The 16280-nt window shown below is 43.5% G+C and carries 13 protein-coding genes; 3 read left to right on the top strand and 10 right to left on the bottom strand.

The window, feature by feature from the left end:
• Window positions 1–33: 33 nt before the first annotated feature.
• The 4 genes from accD to tamL form a co-directional block, all read right to left on the bottom strand.
• Window positions 34–900, bottom strand: a complete 867-nt coding sequence (gene accD, locus ACKWCA_RS21160) for an acetyl-CoA carboxylase, carboxyltransferase subunit beta (RefSeq protein ID WP_413980242.1) — start codon at window positions 898–900, stop codon at window positions 34–36.
• A 42-nt stretch (window positions 901–942) separates the two neighbouring features.
• Complete coding sequence (gene fbaA, locus ACKWCA_RS21165; RefSeq protein ID WP_413980243.1) at window positions 943–2010, bottom strand: class II fructose-bisphosphate aldolase; 1068 nt, start codon at window positions 2008–2010, stop codon at window positions 943–945.
• An 89-nt stretch (window positions 2011–2099) separates the two neighbouring features.
• Window positions 2100–4475 carry a hypothetical protein gene (locus ACKWCA_RS21170; RefSeq protein ID WP_413980244.1) on the bottom strand — a complete coding sequence of 792 codons (2376 nt, stop codon included), beginning with the start codon at window positions 4473–4475 and terminating at the stop codon, window positions 2100–2102.
• 59 nt (window positions 4476–4534) lie between these two features.
• On the bottom strand, window positions 4535–7150 hold the full coding sequence (gene tamL, locus ACKWCA_RS21175; protein ID WP_413980245.1) for a translocation and assembly module lipoprotein TamL: 2616 nt from the start codon (window positions 7148–7150) through the stop codon (window positions 4535–4537).
• A gap of 36 nt (window positions 7151–7186) precedes the next feature.
• On the opposite strand from tamL, the gene ACKWCA_RS21180 reads away from it, so the two are divergent.
• On the top strand, window positions 7187–7903 hold the full coding sequence (locus ACKWCA_RS21180) for a TrmH family RNA methyltransferase (protein ID WP_413980246.1): 717 nt from the start codon (window positions 7187–7189) through the stop codon (window positions 7901–7903).
• Window positions 7904–7999: 96 nt separating this feature from the next.
• Here the strand turns inward: ACKWCA_RS21180 and porT are convergent, their stop codons facing one another.
• Both porT and ubiE read right to left on the bottom strand, forming a co-directional pair.
• The gene (porT, locus tag ACKWCA_RS21185) at window positions 8000–8695 is read right to left on the bottom strand and encodes a type IX secretion/gliding motility protein PorT/SprT (protein ID WP_413980247.1); all 696 of its coding nucleotides are present in this window, start codon (window positions 8693–8695) and stop codon (window positions 8000–8002) included.
• A gap of 3 nt (window positions 8696–8698) precedes the next feature.
• Window positions 8699–9427: a bifunctional demethylmenaquinone methyltransferase/2-methoxy-6-polyprenyl-1,4-benzoquinol methylase UbiE gene (ubiE, locus tag ACKWCA_RS21190; protein WP_413980248.1), complete on the bottom strand. Its 729-nt coding sequence runs from the start codon at window positions 9425–9427 to the stop codon at window positions 8699–8701.
• A 254-nt stretch (window positions 9428–9681) separates the two neighbouring features.
• On the opposite strand from ubiE, the gene trkA reads away from it, so the two are divergent.
• Together trkA and ACKWCA_RS21200 are read left to right on the top strand one after the other, a co-directional pair.
• Complete coding sequence (gene trkA / locus ACKWCA_RS21195; protein ID WP_413980249.1) at window positions 9682–11031, top strand: Trk system potassium transporter TrkA; 1350 nt, start codon at window positions 9682–9684, stop codon at window positions 11029–11031.
• Window positions 11031–12521, top strand: coding sequence for a TrkH family potassium uptake protein (locus tag ACKWCA_RS21200; RefSeq protein WP_413980250.1), 1491 nt, complete (start codon window positions 11031–11033; stop codon window positions 12519–12521). The genes trkA and ACKWCA_RS21200 overlap by 1 nt, the downstream gene beginning before the upstream one ends.
• A 63-nt stretch (window positions 12522–12584) precedes the next feature.
• On the opposite strand, the gene ACKWCA_RS21205 is transcribed toward ACKWCA_RS21200, so the two are convergent.
• The 4 genes from ACKWCA_RS21205 to ACKWCA_RS21220 form a co-directional block, all read right to left on the bottom strand.
• Complete coding sequence (locus ACKWCA_RS21205; protein ID WP_413980251.1) at window positions 12585–12935, bottom strand: ribose-5-phosphate isomerase; 351 nt, start codon at window positions 12933–12935, stop codon at window positions 12585–12587.
• A 15-nt stretch (window positions 12936–12950) separates the two neighbouring features.
• The gene (locus ACKWCA_RS21210) at window positions 12951–14375 is read right to left on the bottom strand and encodes an amidohydrolase (RefSeq protein WP_413980252.1); all 1425 of its coding nucleotides are present in this window, start codon (window positions 14373–14375) and stop codon (window positions 12951–12953) included.
• A 154-nt stretch (window positions 14376–14529) separates the two neighbouring features.
• Window positions 14530–15252: an ankyrin repeat domain-containing protein gene (locus tag ACKWCA_RS21215; protein ID WP_413980253.1), complete on the bottom strand. Its 723-nt coding sequence runs from the start codon at window positions 15250–15252 to the stop codon at window positions 14530–14532.
• A 55-nt stretch (window positions 15253–15307) separates the two neighbouring features.
• Entirely contained in the window at window positions 15308–16138 is an 831-nt protein-coding gene (locus ACKWCA_RS21220) for a helix-turn-helix transcriptional regulator (RefSeq protein ID WP_413980254.1), read from the bottom strand.
• Between the last annotated feature and the right edge of the window lie 142 nt (window positions 16139–16280).

Genomic DNA, 16280 nt, shown 5'->3' on the forward strand with positions numbered 1-16280 from the left:
TTAGCGAATTCGATTTCCAATTATTCGTCGGTCTTAATCCTCAGACCTTAAAGGAATGTTCTGAATAAGGTCGATATAGAGGTTGATTTTCTTTTTTAGATTTTTTCGGTGACTGATAAAATCCAGAAAGCCATGTTCCTTTACGAATTCCGCTGATTGAAATCCTTCAGGAAGTTCCTTCCCTGTAGTATCCTTAACTACTCGTGGTCCAGCGAAACCTATCAAGGCCCCGGGTTCCGAAATGTTGATATCGCCAAGCATCGCATAGGAAGCCGTGGTGCCCCCGGTAGTGGGGTCTGTACACAAGGAAATATAGGGGAGTTTGGCCTCGGCAAGCTGCGCTAATTTCGCAGAGGTCTTGGCCAGTTGCATCAAAGAGAGCGCCGCCTCCATCATTCGTGCCCCACCTGATTTTGATATCATTAGAAAGGGAGTCTTTTTCTTAATCGCATGGTCAATAGCGCGGGCTATTTTTTCACCGACAACACTTCCCATCGATCCCCCGATAAAACCGAAATCCATACAGGCGACCGTGAGGTCTTTACCATATGATTTTCCCATGGCCGTACGAACGGCGTCTTTTAAACCGGTCTTCTTTTGAGCCGCTTTCAAGCGATCCGAGTATTTTTTCGTATCCTCGAACTTGAGGGGGTCTTTTGAGGTAAGTTTGGTATCGAGCTCCTTGAACTCATTGTTGTCAAAAAGAATCTCAAAGTATTCTTTACTACCGATACGCACATGATAGTCGTCTTCAGGACTCACATAAAAGTTCTTCGCCAATTCTTCTGACTCAACGATCTTACCTGTAGGCGACTTGTACCAAAGGCCTCTCGGGGTGTCTTTTTTTTCTTCAGTAGCGGTCTGAATTCCTTTTTCCGTTCTTTTGAACCAAGCTGTCATAATTTCAGGAGTTTTATGTTGGACGAGCTAATTATAAAGTACCTAAAGCGTGTTTACGTTGTTCAGGTCTTCGAAAGCTTTTTTCAATCGTTCGACAAATGACTTTTCACCCTCACGTAACCATACTCTTGGGTCGTATGATTTCTTGTTCGGTTCATCCGGACCTGTTGGGTTGCCAATCTGTGATTGAAGATACTCCTTTTTTTCCTGAACATAATCCCTTACCCCTGAAAGAAATGCGTATTGCAGGTCGGTATCGATATTCATTTTGATGACCCCATAACTGATGCCTTCACGAATCTCTTCGACGGTAGAACCTGAACCACCATGAAAAACGAAGTCGATATGATTGTGCTCCACCCCATATTTTTCTGAGATATACTCTTGGGAGTTCTTCAAGATTTTTGGCGTCAATTTGACGTTTCCTGGTTTGTATACCCCATGTACATTACCAAATGCAGCAGCAATCGTGAATCTGTGACTCACCTTTGATAATTCTTCGTAAGCATAAGCTACTTCTTCGGGTTGTGTATACAATTTGGAGTCGTCGACATCTGAATTGTCAACTCCATCTTCTTCACCACCGGTGATGCCCAATTCGATTTCCAAGGTCATATCCATCTTGGCCATTCGTTCCAAATACCCTTTACAGATTTCGATATTCTCTTCTAATGGTTCTTCCGAGAGGTCGATCATATGGCTGCTGAACAACGACTTTCCGGTTTCTGCGTAATGCTTTTCACTGGCATCCAATAACCCATCGATCCAAGGCAACAATTTTTTGGCGCAATGATCGGTATGTAATATCACGGTCGCTCCATAGGCCTCGGCCAATTGGTGTACATGCTTCGCACCGGCCACAGCGCCTTGAACGGCTGCGTTTTGGCCTTCATTGGATAGCCCTTTTCCCGCGTTGAACTGCGCACCTCCATTTGAGAACTGAACAATGACCGGAGCATTCAAAGCAGCAGCGGTTTCCAAAACTCCATTAATGGTATTCGAACCTATGACATTGACGGCAGGCAAGGCAAAACCCTTTTCCTTCGCGTAGTTGAAAATCTCTTGAACTTCATCCCCTGTGGCAACGCCAGGTTTTATATTGTGGGCCATAAGAATAGTATCTATTTGTTAGTTATTTTATGAAAGGGCAAAAGTACTAAAATAAACAGGGCTTCAAAATGTAGTTTTATAAAAACAACTTAATCCGTTCGTATTGTTTTGGAAATCAAATGGCCTTTGCTGGAGAAGCCTTGTATTGACAGCACTAATTTCGAATTTGTGGGCTGATTTTCTATTTTAAAAAAGACCTCTCCGGTTTTGTCGGTTCTTAAAAATGGTTTCCAATCGATTTCCTTTATATCCATCCGTATTGGCCGGACAAATTCATGGAAGGGGGTATAGTATTTTTTGGGGCGGTCAAAGCCATTTTTGACGATAAATCTGTCAAAAAGCCGTGAACTGTTCTCGTTAGTAAATACTTGAAAATAGCCAAGGTTAATGCGGCGTTTAGGTCGCAGAATACTGGTATTATGAACCATGACATTTGCGATGTCTTTCATCTGCAACTGTAAGCTACCTAGCAATTCTTCCGGTTGGATATACCTGCCGTTAATAAACAAGACGCCGAAGCTCTTGGTGCCTTGTAGATAGTTCGCAGAAGAATTTGATGTTATAAGAGTATACCCTTTTTCTCTGAGAAAGTCCATCAGGCTTCTATTGCGCTTATTCGATAATTCTGGAATTGGTAGGTCGAGGTATTTTCCGATGTCCCTAACCAAGGGCTTGTACTTTTCAATGACTTTTCTTCTCTGTAGGGATCTTTCATCACGCTTTTTTTCCGATACGGTTACTTCATCCAATTCAATTGTTCCTTTATTATTTTCAGATTCGAGGTTATCGCCCATTTCCATGTTGTCGGTATTTATTTTGTTGGAAATAGTAGTGGTCTTCATTTCAACTTTCAGCTCTTCGGTGCTGTTCGGGACCAGAAACTTGGTAACACGTTTCTTTTCAATCGTGTCATAAGCGATATTCGAAGGCTTGATGATTTTACCCAGCCAATTTTGGTAAGCTACCCTAACGGTATCTCCCTTAAATATCTTCAAGTCCTGAAAAATAAAATTAGATTGCCCTTTCAGTTTGACCTTGTCTGTAATTCGGAAGTTGTTGGGGATTAGCGCTAGATTTTTATGCCGAGCATCATCCTTTATGGTGCCCCTCAGCTCAAAACCCTGTTCAAAGCTATATTCTTCTGCGGGGTTGATACTTTGGATCCATTCATCCAAATTATATTTCGTCCACCCTTGGGTCCGCAATAACAGGTCTAAATGGGATTTTCTATTCGGATTTTTGGGATCAAAGTAGTATGCCGGTTTTTCAATCCGCCCCCTAACATAGGGTTTTAACAAGAACGCACTTTCAATGGTGTTTTCTTGATTCAAAAGCAGGGAGGGCTCCGTCACAACAGAAACGCTAAGGTTGGTATTTGACGGCGGTTCCCGTGCCGAAAGGGAAAGGTGGTAGGTGGTCGAATCGTTGTTTTCAATTGATTTTTTCAGTGCCACGGCTACTTTTTTCCGGTCTGTTTCGATATAAAATCTACGCTCCGCTATGGGTTGCTTATCAGCGAATAGCGTTACGGTGTTCACACCTTCTAAAAAGCGTTCTTTTCTTAGGCTTATCAAGCCAGCTAGCGAATCTAACCGAGCTATGGAAACCAAGTCGATGAGCTGACGGTCTTGGTGAAACAATATCGAGTAATTGGAATAGATTTGGTTGTAAAATGTAGCTTCGTTCGTCTTTAAATATACGCGAAGATCAACTGGGTCGGTAATGTCTACCTGTAGCGCAATTCCTTGAGGAGCCGCTTGTGGCAGTGTTACATCAAGAATGGTATCTTGCAGTTGTAGTTTGGCACGATATCGTTGATTTTTCTCGTAGCGTAGTGGAAAGCTCCCCATACCGGCATTTTCGCTCTGAAATGTCGAAACCATTTCATCTTGTTCATTGAAAATAGTTCCTGTGAAGTCGATGCCTTGACCGTTTTTTAACGCTTTAATGCCCATGTTGTTTTCGAGGTCTTCAACTAGGGTTCCGCCTTCTGGAAGAAATTGCACATCATAAGAAACGCCTTCTTGTATATTTTGAGCTGGCACTTGACCAAGAATCTTGATTTTTTGAAGGTAGTGGTAGTCTTGGCCAAAATTACGCATATACTTGGTACGTGCCTGTAGATAGTACGTTCCCGCAGCTACGGAATTGTCCAATTCAAACTGCCCCAAACCCACCCCTTCCTCGATAAGTACATCGCGACCAAAAATGTTGATGCCATCCCGGTCGATGAGGTGCACATTCAATTTTCTGGTTTCCGCCGAAGGATAGTTGAGCGAATCGCCTACATAGGCCTTAAACCATATCACATCATCGGAAAAATAGGTTGTTTTATTGGTGTGAACATAGACCTTTTCTTTCAAGATCGGTCTGGTTTGCATGGCGTGTAATTCTTCGACTAACGAGGTTTGAGCCACCGAAACGATACCATAGAAAAACAAGATGGATAGAAAGAAGAATTTCATAGTATGGCATACGTAGGGTACTGGACTTGGGGGGCAATCCAAAAACTTTTCTTAAGATACTAAAAGGGATAGTTTATACCAATTTGCAGCACCGAATTACCAAAATTGTATTCCCTGAACCATCGTTTTGAGGTCTCTTCCGCAGGGTTATATGTTTTGAAGCCAAGATCGCCCCGTAAGACGAAATAGGTAAAGTCATACCGGACCCCGAAACCCGAACCAAGGGCAATATCCTTTAGGGAATCGAACCCGTTAAAGGTCAAATCGGGGTCGTCTACATTATCAAAAACATTCCAGATATTACCAGCATCTATGAACAATGCGCCTTTGAAATTACCGACAATAGGAAAACGATATTCCAAATTAAATGCGAGTTTGAGGTTGGCTTCGTTGAAATCGTTCAGGGCACTCGACCTTCCCGGGCCCAGGGAGTAGGGTCTCCATGCTCGATTATCGTTGGAGCCTCCGGCAAAGTAACTTCGTACAAAAGGTATGTTATCTGAATTTCCGTAGGGTATAGCGATACCAAAGAAGCTACGCATCGCCAATACGTTGGCCCGTGAAAGATCCCAGTACTTTACATAATCGAATTCGGTCTTGATGTATTGTGAATAGGCCACATCGAAAACCTCCAATTTATCCTCGTTCTGTGAAAAAGGAAAGAGATAAGATATCGCTGATAGGAGATTTCCAGCACTTTCGACCTTAAAACGGAACTGGTAGAACTTATTGTCAGTTGGTCCTTGTCGGTTATTGATGTTGAAGGTATAATTGGTCGCGAAAATAAGGTTGTTTTCGGTCAATCGATTTTGTCGCTCCTCTATGCTTTGAACATTGTTGAAATCTTCGATAGAGAGGCCTTGGCTAGAAATGGGGATAACACCTGTATTGACATCCGCAATGAACCTGTCCGTCCCAGCTTCCTCGGGTACTGCTACTTCACTAGGGGTCGACAAATTCCCTTCTTCATTGAAATACTCCGAATTTACCAAGGGCAAAACCTCGGGGTCATTGGCGATTTGATTGAGTTGTTGGTAGCTGTTGCGATACACATTGAAAAATCGCGTTGTGTTTAGGTTGTTGACAAATTGTACATTGAACAATTCAACATTATGTCTTTTAAAATCGTTCGGTGTCCAATTATAACCCAAAACCGTGTTGAAGGTACGTTTGTCCAGACCGATATTCTTTTGTGAGCTGACCCCGATACTCGCCCGTGTTTTGGGGAGCATATAATCTGGGATCAATTTACGGGTCTTGACAAGAGGAAACCAAATTCTGGGAAGATCGAGGTTCAGATCGGTACCCCATTCCAATAAATTGAAGAATCGATTGTCTTGTATCGTCTGATCGTTGGATGAACCTATATTCAATCGCCCCGAGAGACTCAGGTTTTCAGCTCCTTTGAATAGATTACGTGCTTGAAGAGAGGGGTTCAGGCCCAGACCCACACGCTGAATACTAGAGTGGGTCGCATCAAGGTTCACGCGAAAGGAATATCTAGGCTTTGGCGTTAAATAGATATTTGCGGTCAATTGGGTACGCGTGCTATCCTCTTCTATATTGATCGATGGGTATTTGAAAACGTTCAAGCTGTTTATTTGGCGCAATGTGCGTATACGGTCAAGATCACGATAAATGCTATCTTTCTCAAAAAAGATGGCATTGGTCAAGGTTCTTGGCTTGAAACGTAGTTTGCCCTTGTAAAAAATGGTGTAATCCCCAAATCGCTGAAACTGCATGTCGCTTTCCCCTTCGTTCAAAAAGTCGGTAAAGACGTTGATTTTGTCAAAAGAGGCCACTTTATACTCCTGGGTGGTCACCGAACTGGCATTTCTCGTTTTGAGGTCATCTATGTTCAACTTGATGTTCATTTGTTGGTCATTGCCCAACCGGGTGGTGTCGGTAACTACATCATAGCTAATGGCACTTTCCTGAAAATTCCACACCCCATTGTTCCTAAAAATAGATGTCAATCGCTCCCGTTCATTATTGAAATCATCAATATCGAATTGTTGGCCCTGCTTGACGTATGAATCGGATTTATTTAAATTATACAGGGAATCGATGGCTTTGGAGGAAATATCATTATAAACGGTATCCAACATAAAGGGCTTCCCTAGATCGATATTATAGTTTACCGCGATTCGCCGTTTGCGCTTTAAACTATCGATGGTATAGTTGGTACTATTGTTAAAATACCCTTTACTACTGTAATAGGCACTTAAGCGTTCTAATGATTTTTCGGTTAAAACCGTGTCTAAAATCGCAGGTGGTTCACCTATTTCCTTTAGCCATTCGCTCAAGCCTTTCACTAGAAAAGATTCCCCCAGCCTATGGACCTGTTTCTCCGAGAAGAAATTATCCAAGCGTTTTTTTCTCTTTTCCTTTCGGTAGAGCCAATCGTTGAATGATGAATCGGGATTGACCTTTGCAAGACTATAGAGGTTTAGTCGCAAGGGGTATCCCAGTAAGGTTGTATTCGGTTTTTGGATAATCAGGGTCTCAATGGACTCGTCAACGATTTTTTCGCTATTGTTCGATAGGGTATTTTTGGTAATCAGAAGTTCATCCTCATCAACTCTACGAAGTGAGTTGCACGACGTTATTGCAAAAGCTAGTAATAATACGCTTATTTTAGCGGTGTAGTTTGTAACGTGCAATACACTCCTCATAGAAATCAAAAATACATTAAAAAACACAGTAATGGAATGGTTGCTAAAGGGCAAATAAAACTAATACGTAGCTTACATCAAAAAAAGTACCGAAATCAAAACGGACTCTTTGTTGTTGAAGGAATCAAGGGTGTAAATGAGGTTTTGAGGTCGCGCATAAAGCCGTATGCGGTATACGGTGTCAATGCTGATTTACTTGATGATGATACCATTTTTACACGCGTTTCGGAACGCGAGCTAGCACAAATGAGCGCTTTGAAATCCCCGAATGGCATATTGGGTGTTTTTCATGTTCCTGAGGAAAAGGAAATTGATTTCAGTGATTGGGTCCTGGTGTTAGACGATGTCAGAGATCCTGGAAATCTAGGTACCATTATCAGACTTTGTGATTGGTTCGGTATTGCACATTTGGTGTGTTCCCAAAAAACGGTCGATTGCTATAACCCTAAGGTGCTGCAGGCCACTATGGGCTCTATTACCCGTGTAAATATCGTTTACAGGAATATCGCCGATTTTCTGGATCAGTGCCCGACACCGATTTACGGTGCATTTATGAACGGAGTCTCCGCGTATTCGGAAGAACTACCCCAGAACGGAATTTTGATTATGGGCAATGAAGCACATGGGATATCAAAGGAAATAGAACAGCTAGTTTCCAAAAAAATAAGTATTCCCCAATTTGGAAAACATACTACGGAAAGCCTCAATGTAGCAACGGCAACAGCCATTTTATTGAACGAGATAAGGAGATAAGGACGGGGAGCTTAGTGCTCGCCTGCTAGCTTAAAAAGTGTGGTGCTTGAAAGGTGGTTTGAGGTATTGTATCAGGATATCAAACGTAGCTGGTACTTATTCGAAAGTGAAATTAATAAAAAGCCCACGTGTTCTTAGGGCTCCGATGTTCGACGTCCATGGACTATTGGGGTCGTTATCGGGTACCAATTCATCCGTAATGGCAAAAACCCCTCGTATGGATGGCGAGAACTTGAAGTATTCGAGATAGAAATCGATACCGAAACCCAGTTCGTAGTTGTACACCCATTTGGTCATGCGAAACGTGCCTGAGGCATTATCGTCCAAGGCCGTTTCATTACTCCCCAAGTTCAAGGAAGCCGAAGCTCCTCCGACAAGAAACGGTTTGAAGTTACCCAAACGCCTTGTACTCACCTTTAGAAGTAAGGGAAAATTTATATACGTTGATTTTACCTCTCTAACCGCATCGCGTTCCTCAGTGAAGCCTGGAAAACCCAATGTTCTGGCATTATAGGCCAGACCGGGTTCAATACGAACGTCTAGAAACTCATTAATGCGCATTTCACCGATTAAACCTACGGTGAACCCAAGCGTTTTATTTACTAGAATATCTTCGGTATCGCGATTGTAATCGAACTTGAAGTCATACTGGTTGAACCCTAAATAATAGCCATAGTTCAAGAACTTTTTGTCTTTGTTCTCAATATTCAACACAGGCCTTTCGTTGAATTGTGCATGCAACGGCTTAGAGAGGGACAGTAAGCCCAAAAATAAAATCAGAATAGTGCGCATAGTTTACTTCGTGGCTACGTAAATACTTGCAACCCCAAAAGTTTGGGGTTTGTTCGTTACCTCTATAAACCCGATTTTACGCAAAATATTGTTGAAGTCCTCTCCATGAGGGAAAACGGCTGCTGACGCCGAAAGATAGCGATAAGCGGAGCGGTCTTTTGAAAATAGACGTCCCACCAATGGCAGTATGTAGTTGCAGTGAAAAGCATAGCCTTGCTTGAATGGTGATTTGGTCGGCACGGATGTTTCCAAGACCACGAACGTACCTTTTGGGCGAAGCACTCTAAAGATCTCAGCCAAGCCTTTTTCCAAGTTCTCGAAATTGCGGACACCGAAGGCCACGGTTACGGCATCGAATGAATTATCGGCAAAAGGGAGCTGCTCACTATCCCCTACGACCATTTCAATGGTGTCGCTCAACTTCTTATCGGCGACCTTGGTTTTCCCGACCTCTAGCATACCGGGTGAAATATCGAGACCAATGATTTTTTTAGCCCCCGTTTCCATGAGGTTGATAGCTAGGTCGCCTGTTCCTGTTGCAATATCGAGTATGGTCTTGGGTTGCTTTTTCTTAAGAATAGCCACCACACGCTTTCGCCATTTGATATCGATTCCAAAAGAAATGACGCGATTCAGGCCATCATAGTTGTTCGAGATAGAATCGAACATTTGCGTGACCTGTTCCTTTTTACCCAGTTCGGAGTCTTTATAGGGTCTGATGTTTTCCGACATTCAAGCAATTTTCGGCAAAGATACGACATAACGACTGCTTTCTACTGAGGGGCGGTGCAATAAAGCGCTTATCAAAATGTTATAACTAAGGTAATTCTAGGGGTACAGTATAAATTTGTGTAATTTTGTATCCAAATAGTTGCAAATCTTTTATAGATGGGCTGTAACATAACTATCGTGTTCCCGATGACACCACTCTCAAAAAGGGGATTTGGATTTTTATCCGACCTCTTTTCAACCATATACTACAATAGATGAAAATCATAATTGCTGGGGCTGGCGAGGTTGGCTTCCATTTAGCAAAACTACTCTCTTACGAGTCACAAGACATCACCTTGATCGATACGAATAAAGAAAGTTTGGCCTATGCAGACGGTCATCTAGATATTCGTGTTCTAAAAGGCGATGCCACCTCCATTTCCGTTCTGCAAGATGCTAAGGTTGATCAATCGCATTTGGTTATCGGGGTGACTTCTTCCGAAACGACCAATATTACCCTATGTATGCTGGCGAAGCAATTAGGGTGCGAAAGAACTATCGCAAGAATATCGAACACCGAATTTGTCGATAATAGGGATGTCGTCAAATTTGAGGAACTGGGTATCGATGAACTGATTTCCCCTGAGGAGTTGGCGGCCACTGAAATTCAATTGTTGTTGAATAAATCAGCTTTCAACGATACCTATGAATTCGAGGATGGAAAACTGATCATGGTGGGGGTATCTCTCCCTAAATCTGCACCCTTCGTGGGGAAAATGGTCAAGGAAGCAGCCACTATTTTTCCTGAACTGCATTTCATGCCCATTGCCTTGCAGCGTTTGGGTACACAGTATACGGTCATTCCAAGAGGTGATACGGTCTTCAAAGAAGGAGATCAAGTATATTTTATTACCACTTCGGAAGGGGTCGATGAGCTTTATAAATTGACCGGCAAGAAAAAAGAAGAGATCAAGAATGTCATGATACTGGGCGGAAGCAAAGTCGGTTATAAAGCGGCCCGCGACCTCTGCTCAAAAAAATTCAATGTGAAACTCATAGAACAAAACAAGGAAAAAGCATTTGACCTTTCCGATGAGCTACCGAATGCATTGGTCATTAATGGAGACGGACGAAATGTGGAGTTATTGGAGGAAGAGAGCCTCGAATCCATGGACGCTTTTATCGCGGTGACCGGAAATTCAGAAACCAATATCATGTCATGTTTGGTCGCTAAATCGAAGCATATCAAGAAGACAATTGCCTTGGTGGAGAACATGGATTATTTTCAACTCTCCCATTCCATTGGTATTGATACCCTCATCAACAAGAAGCTCTTGGCGGCCAACAATATTTTTAGGTATATCAGAAAAGGGGAAGTTGTTGCCCTAATGCGCATCAATAATCTGAACGCAGAAATTTTGGAGTTTGTGGTCAAATCGAATTCCAAGGTCACGGGGAATGTGATTCGCGACCTCGATTTCCCTAAAGCGGCAACAATCGGTGGGGTAGTGCGTGATGGTGAGGGAATCATTGCACTTGGAGGCTTTCGCATACAAGCTGGTGACCGAGTGGTGGTCTGCTGTTTACCGGAGGCGATTCCTAGAATTGAAAGACTGTTCCTCTGATGGGCCTAAATCAAAAAATCATTTTTCATATCATGGGGCTACTGCTCCTCTTTAACGGGGGGTTCATGCTTCTAGCGGCCGTACTAAGTGCTGTTTACCAAGACGGGGCTACCCTAGATATTTTTCTTGCCTCTATGGTGTCCATGTTTATTGGGGTATTTGCGATGTTCACCACTCGCGGACATAAAAAAGAAGTAAAGCGAAAAGAAGGCTATCTCATCGTGACTTTTGGGTGGTTAGTGATGTCGGTTAGCGGCATGTTGCCCTACCTGTTTTCTGGGGCCATACCAGACGTGACCAATGCCTTCTTTGAAACGATCTCGGGCTATACCACTACCGGAGCCTCTATTTTGGATGATATTGAATCACTACCAGAAGGCATCCTTTTCTGGCGGAGCCTAACCCATTGGATCGGCGGTATGGGTATCATTGTCTTGGCGATTGCCATTTTACCCCTGCTGGGAATCGGTGGTATGCAACTATTCGCTGCTGAGGCCCCTGGGCCCAGCGCCGACAAATTACACCCAAGAATTACGGATACCGCAAAACGTCTTTGGTATATCTATGTGGGATACACGGCCGCAGAAACTTTGTTGTTGAAATTGGCGGGGATGAGTTTTTTCGACGCCATCAATCATTCTTTGGCGACCCTATCTACAGGTGGGTTTTCCACAAAGAACGCTAGTTTGGCCTTCTGGAACGATCAACCGCTCATTCAATATATCGTTATCCTTTTTATGTTTTTGGCCGGAACGAATTTTGTACTAAGCTATTTTGCATTCAAAGGAAAGGTACAGCGAATTCTTAAGGACGAGGAATTTAAGTTTTATACCATTTTTATTCTATTGTTTACTGTCTTGGCAGGCTTGGTCATTTATTCCACAGCCAATGTACAGGTCTCCGAATATCACCCGATGGTACTCGGGGAAGGCGAAAGTGCGTTTCGGCATGCGCTTTTTCAAGTAATTGCGGTCGTCACTACTACAGGTTTTGTTTCGGCTGATTTTACGAGTTGGACTCCCTTTTTGACTATCTTTTTCTTCGGATTGTTCTTTCTAGGGGGTTCGGCCGGTTCTACCGCAGGGGGAATTAAGGTCATGCGACATTTATTGATCATCAAAAACGGTTTGTTGGAGTTCAAACGCACCCTACATCCGAATGCGATTATTCCGGTACGCTATAATAACAAGACCATCAAAGAACATATCGTCTATAACATTATTGCCTTTTTTGTGCTGTATATGCTGCTCTTCATTATTGGGGCTTTGGGTCTTGGTGCAATGGGGCTTGATTTCGTCTCTGCTATTGGAGGAGCTGCTTCCTCTTTGGGTAATGTCGGGCCGGCACTGGGCAGTTTGAATCCTGTAAGTAATTTTAATGGGCTACCCGACATTGGAAAATGGTGGTGCGGCTTTTTGATGCTTGCCGGTCGTTTGGAACTTTTTACGGTCCTGATCTTGCTTACACCTTATTTTTGGAAACGCACCTAAAGCTTTATGTTCCGTATGTACTTGGTGCAGAAATAGCCTGGAAACGGCTTTGCATGGTATACTTCAATTGTACCACACCGCATAGCGTTTTCGTCTTAGTTCCAAAGCTAGGGCCGCTTCTGCTTTAAGGGCTTCGTTTCTTGAGGTAATCGGATCGATATGATTGTAAAGGCTCGGTCTTAAATAGGAGCCGTATTTTCGGACGATATTCGATGAAAGGTTATGTCCTTTGCTATTGCGGTACCCCGTTTTGTGTTGTTCAAAACGCACTTTTGGCGTCTTACTTGTCATCCCTACATACAAACATTCCAGAACACCATTGAATTGAGGATTGGCGGCTCGAAAGCGGGCATTTTCAGTAAATACACGCTTATGTAGTTCGATGACGTAGATGCGATAAACAGTTTTTGGCATTACAAATCGGTCTCGTTATTTGCGGTAATCCAAGGCCGGTTCCCGATTCCCCAATAAAGCGACGTATTTGAAATCGGCTCCTCTTCTCTCTTGAAATTCCGCCTTGATGGCATCTAACAATTTTGGGGACTTGTAAATGTCCAATGCGGTCAAGGCCATTGTTTTGGCCGCTACCAGCATTCCTTTGGATCCGATGGAGGTACCCCCGGCGGCAACGGCTTGCCAGCTATGAGGTGGTGTGCCAGGAACCCAAGTAGCCGCCCTGATGGCCGCGAGTGGTGCATTCCAGCTGACATCCCCAGTATCCGCGGACGCTTTACCATAGGTGAATTTCATGGGTTGTACGGTATTTGCACTGGCCAGGGGTTTTCTGGTTTCAAGGGTTTTTTGAATCTCTTCGGCAAACTTCAATTCTTCCTCATTATAGGCGACACCACCAACCAAATTCATATTGGTGTGCATTAATGAGGCCAATGCTTCGTTGGGAAGCCTGTCATAGGTGCCTCCGATGATTTCATAGGTCATTGCGGTTTCGGTACCGATGGCGGCGCCTTCCGCTGCTTTCACGACACGATCCCAAACCGCTTTCACTTCTTCTCGATTGGCGTGGCGCACAATATAATAGACTTCTGCTTCCGCCGGAACAATATTCGGTGCGTCACCTCCTTTGGTAATTGCATAATGAATACGTGTAGACTCCGTCGTGTGTTCCCGCAGCATATTCACCAGGTCGTTCATACCTTCGACCCCATCCAAAGCGGATCGGCCCAACTCTGGGGCTGCCGCGGCATGGGAAGAATTTCCCTTAAAGCGGAACTTCCCTGAAATGGTGGCGAGATTGGTGCTTGGGTTTGAAGCGTTCGCATCCCCAGGATGCCATGAAACAATTGCATCGATATCGTCGAACAAACCGGCACGGACCATATAAACTTTTCCAGACCCTCCTTCTTCCGCTGGGGTACCATAAAATCGTATCGTGCCCGATTTTCCGGAATCATTTAACCAGTCTTTGATCGCGATTGCTGCGGCCATAGACCCTGTGCCGAAAAGGTGGTGCCCACAGGCCTGCCCGGGTGCTCCTTCGATTCTAGGCTTCTTAAGGGGCGTTGCTGCCTGTGACATCCCTGGAAGGGCATCGAATTCGCCAAGAATTCCAATAATAGGGCTACCTGAACCGTAGGAGGCCGTAAAGGCTGTCGGAATGTTGGCCACTCCCTTATTTATGGTAAAGCCTTCTTTCGCCAACTCAGTCTGTAAAAGCATCGAACTTTTTTCTTCGAGATATCCCAATTCTGGATTTTCCCAAAGTTCCATGGCAATTTTTGAATAGTGTTCTTTTTTGGACTCAATGCTTTCGATGAGGTCTTTTTTATCTTTTTGGGCGAACATGATGGAGCATCCGGCGACAACGAATACTGCAACTAAGATGTGTTTTTTCATTTTACGGTCATTTAGGAGATATACCGTAAATATAAGGCTTGCAAGTGATCGAAAACAGGATTGGATGCGAAATCCCGGTTGATTTTTGGAGTATGCGGAGGAGTTAAAGAAAGTAGGGCCAAGGTGTGATGTCCTAAGTGCGAGAACAATTTTTTTAGTTTTCCTTTGTACTTAGGTACTCGGCAATATGAGCATGCCCCTCTTTTTTGGCAATCGACAGCGGCGTATCTCCATTGTCCATTTTTGAATCTAAGCGCGCGCCGTTCTCCACTAGAAGTTTCGTCAATTCAAGATTTCCACGATGCACTGCTGAATGCAAAGCGGTCACATTTTGGGTCTGTGTCGCGTTGATGTGAACACCTTTCTCGATAAATAATAGGCATAGCTCATAATTCTCTCTGGCGACCGCTGAGTGTAGGGCGTTGACTTTTGAAGGGTTGGTCGCTGCCAAATTTGGGTCGGCACCGTGCTCGATCAATAATTTGGCGATTTCGGTCCTATTGAAAAATGCCGCAAGGGATAGTGGGCTGAAGCCATCCTTGGAACGGGAATTACAAATCTCAGAGGCGGATTGGTCAAGGAAGCCCTTTACATTTTCGGTTTTGCCAACCACGATCGCCTCATAAAAGGAAAAGGTTTTTTTGAGTTCAACGCCTTTTTTTAAGACGTCTCCCATTCCGCTGTAGGCGATGATCATTAGTCCAGAACTACCGTTCTCATCCTCAAGATCCAGAATTTCAGGACGTTTTTCAAGTAAAACAATGGCTTTCTCCGCTTCATTTTTTTCAATAAGGTTTTTCAGTAGTTCAATCATGTTGTCTGTTTTTGGTATGAGGCCGACCAAGGCATACAGTACGATGGTAATCGCTAGTTTCATTTTGCTATCTTTTCTTCAAAGAAAACAACCTGATGTAAAAATCAGTTACTATATATCACCTTTTTCGAAATTCACTGGGAGACATCCCCGTCATCCGCTTAAAATAGGTGCTGAAATTACTCATACTGGTATACCCTATTTGAATGGCAATATCCTTAATCGGGGTTTCGCCTTGCAGTAACAATTGTTGCGCTTCCTGGATTCTTTTTTGCGAAATATACTGAAAAGGGGTTGCCCCAAAAAAGCGACTGAAGTTACGCAAAAGATGGTTTTCCGAGAGCAGACCTATCGTGGCAATATCCTTTAAACGAAGATCTTCCCGATAGTTTGCATCGATATAGTCCTTAACGAAAATAATCCTGCGATAGATCTCTTTTCGAGTGGATTCCTTTTTGGCAAGCAATCGATAGGTTTCTTTTTGACTTTGGTAATTTTGGCCTAGAATTGCATTTAGCAGGCGAAGGTAATATTCGTCTTGCTCTATTAACGACATTCCTGCCTCTGATTTTGTCCTTCCGCTGTGGAGTAAAGAGGAAACCGGCCCTTGGTGCGGGTAGTTCCGTTCGAAAAGGCGTAGGCCACCATATGATTTAGGATTCTGATCTAGCATCTGTCGATCTGAAGAATGCCACTCCGAGACCACTTCGGCAACGAATTCTGGAGAAAAGAATACACAGAAAGAGCCAGTGGTTTCCCTACTATCAATGGTCAATCGATACGCAGTGCATTCGTTCAGGATAAGATAGTTTTTTTGATCAACTACGTAAGCCCGTTGTTTGACTTCATAATCGGCTTTTCCTTTGTGAAAAGATTTAATCGATAGATAACATTCTCCCGACCATTGATATGTTTTGGCTTCTTGATGAATGATAAAATTCCGCTCCACGGCTAAAGAATTGCGTTTGTCTTTATAACTAGGAAGTTACAACGAAAAATAACAATTTGCCTCTAAACGAATAGATCAGTGGAATACTTGCAGACTGGCGATCAATCCAGATGAAGTCCAACCTTTTCTAGTTGCTTCCGAG

Origin of the sequence: Maribacter corallii (assembly GCF_047345415.1) — a bacterium.
Lineage (GTDB): Bacteria > Bacteroidota > Bacteroidia > Flavobacteriales > Flavobacteriaceae > Maribacter_C.

What these genes read in the sequence shown, in the direction of transcription:
- accD (WP_413980242.1), bottom strand. Translation starts at nt 900, where the DNA reads ATGACAGCTTGGTTCAAAAGAACGGAAAAAGGAATTCAGACCGCTACT.
- fbaA (WP_413980243.1), bottom strand. Translation starts at nt 2,010, where the DNA reads ATGGCCCACAATATAAAACCTGGCGTTGCCACAGGGGATGAAGTTCAA.
- ACKWCA_RS21170 (WP_413980244.1), bottom strand. Translation starts at nt 4,475, where the DNA reads ATGAAATTCTTCTTTCTATCCATCTTGTTTTTCTATGGTATCGTTTCG.
- tamL (WP_413980245.1), bottom strand. Translation starts at nt 7,150, where the DNA reads ATGAGGAGTGTATTGCACGTTACAAACTACACCGCTAAAATAAGCGTA.
- ACKWCA_RS21180 (WP_413980246.1), top strand. Translation starts at nt 7,187, where the DNA reads ATGGTTGCTAAAGGGCAAATAAAACTAATACGTAGCTTACATCAAAAA.
- porT (WP_413980247.1), bottom strand. Translation starts at nt 8,695, where the DNA reads ATGCGCACTATTCTGATTTTATTTTTGGGCTTACTGTCCCTCTCTAAG.
- ubiE (WP_413980248.1), bottom strand. Translation starts at nt 9,427, where the DNA reads ATGTCGGAAAACATCAGACCCTATAAAGACTCCGAACTGGGTAAAAAG.
- trkA (WP_413980249.1), top strand. Translation starts at nt 9,682, where the DNA reads ATGAAAATCATAATTGCTGGGGCTGGCGAGGTTGGCTTCCATTTAGCA.
- ACKWCA_RS21200 (WP_413980250.1), top strand. Translation starts at nt 11,031, where the DNA reads ATGGGCCTAAATCAAAAAATCATTTTTCATATCATGGGGCTACTGCTC.
- ACKWCA_RS21205 (WP_413980251.1), bottom strand. Translation starts at nt 12,935, where the DNA reads ATGCCAAAAACTGTTTATCGCATCTACGTCATCGAACTACATAAGCGT.
- ACKWCA_RS21210 (WP_413980252.1), bottom strand. Translation starts at nt 14,375, where the DNA reads ATGAAAAAACACATCTTAGTTGCAGTATTCGTTGTCGCCGGATGCTCC.
- ACKWCA_RS21215 (WP_413980253.1), bottom strand. Translation starts at nt 15,252, where the DNA reads ATGAAACTAGCGATTACCATCGTACTGTATGCCTTGGTCGGCCTCATA.